The sequence below is a fragment of the Stenotrophomonas sp. 2YAF22 genome (assembly GCF_052114665.1).
Taxonomy (GTDB): domain Bacteria; phylum Pseudomonadota; class Gammaproteobacteria; order Xanthomonadales; family Xanthomonadaceae; genus Stenotrophomonas; species Stenotrophomonas indicatrix.
Window position 1 is genome coordinate 1 of sequence record NZ_JBFRFE010000798.1, and the last position, 1,586, is coordinate 1,586.

At 64.4% G+C, this 1,586-nt stretch carries 2 protein-coding genes; both read left to right on the forward strand.

Annotated elements, in window-relative coordinates; genetic code table 11:
• Positions 1 to 256, forward strand: a 256-nt coding sequence (locus tag AB4Y84_RS21220; RefSeq protein ID WP_442250883.1) for a hypothetical protein, incomplete at its 5' end; no start/stop codon positions are given.
• 11 nt (positions 257 to 267) lie between these two features.
• Positions 268 to 1,586: alkaline phosphatase D family protein (locus tag AB4Y84_RS21225; RefSeq protein ID WP_442250884.1), on the forward strand; the 1,319-nt coding region annotated here is incomplete at its 3' end.

Sequence of the window (1,586 nt, forward strand, 5' to 3'; positions counted from 1 at the left end):
GCGCGTGTCCGGTACCTACCGCAGCCGCATGCTGGTCGACTTCGGCGATACCCAGTGGCTGGACTCGTACTACGACCCGTACATGACCTTCAACCTGGYCTTCAGCCACAAGGTCAGCAAGCACGTGACGCTGAAGTACGAGGCGAAGAACCTGTTCAATACCCAGCCCACCTACAGCACCGGTCCGAACGGACGCTTCCGCACCGAGGTCGACGACTACGGTCGCTTCTTCTACTTCCACATCATCTACAACTGAAGGCGACCGTCGTGGATACGATCAATCGCAGGCGTTTCCTTGCCCTGTCCGGACTTTCCGCATTGGGTGCGTGGGCCGGCACTGCCCGCGCGCTGGCTGCGCAGAGCGATGCGGCAGCACTGAATCCACGCAATCTGTTGGCCTCGCCGCGCTTTGCCAGTACGCCGTTCACCCTCGGCGTGGCGTCGGGTGATCCGTCGGCCGACGGCATGGTGCTGTGGACGCGGCTGGCCACCGAGCCCCTGGTGTTCGGTGGCGGCATGCCCACCCGGCCGATGGTGGTGGGATGGCAGGTGGCTGATGACGAGGGCATGCGCACCGTGGTGCGACAGGGTACCTCGCTGGCCCACCCCGAACTGGGCCATGCGCTGCACGTGGAACTGGACGGCCTGTTGCCTGGGCGGCCGTACTGGTACCGCTTCACCGTGGGAGGCCATGCCAGTGCGATCGGACGCACCCACACCCTGCCTGCGGCGAACGCGCCGATCAAGCGCGTGCGCTTCGCGGTGGCCGGATGCCAGCATTTCGAGGAAGGGCACTACACGGCCTGGCGGCACATTGCCGAGGAACCACTCGATTTCGTGTTCCATTACGGCGACTACATCTATGAGGGTGAAAGCCAGCCCGGCATGCGGAAGATGAACGGTCAGCCGTTCACCAACCTGCGCAACCACGTTGGCCCACAGACCTATACGCTCGACGACTATCGCCGCCGCTACGCGCAGTACAAGACCGATACGGACCTGCAGGCGGCGCACGCTGCGTCACCGTGGTTCGTCACGTTCGATGACCACGAAGTGGACAACAACTGGGCGGGTGCCGAAGACCAGGACGGTACGCCCAGCGAGCTGTTCCTGCTGCGCCGCGCACAGGCTTTCCAGGCGTATTACGAAAACATGCCGTTGCGCGCTTCGTCGTTCCCGCGCGATGGTCATATGCAGATGTTCCGTCGCGCGCGCTACGGCACGTTGCTGGACCTGCACCTGCTCGATACCCGCCAGTACCGCAGCAAGCAGGTGGACATGGCGCAGCGCGGACAGGTGGAATCTTCCGAGCGCAGCATTGTGGGCGCGAAGCAGGAGCAATGGCTGTTCGATGGCCTGGCCGATGCCGCGCCGCGCTGGCACGCGATCGCGCACCAGGTCTCACTGGGCAACTACATGCGCGAGAAGGACGGCGTCGTGCAGTCCTCCGATGACCAGTGGTCCGGCTATCTGTCCAGCCGCCGGCGCCTGCTCGATCACATCCAGAAGGTGGGCTTCGGCAACGTGGTGACCGCCTGTGGCGATGCGCACCGCCACTATGCCAGCGACCTGGTGCAGGACAACGC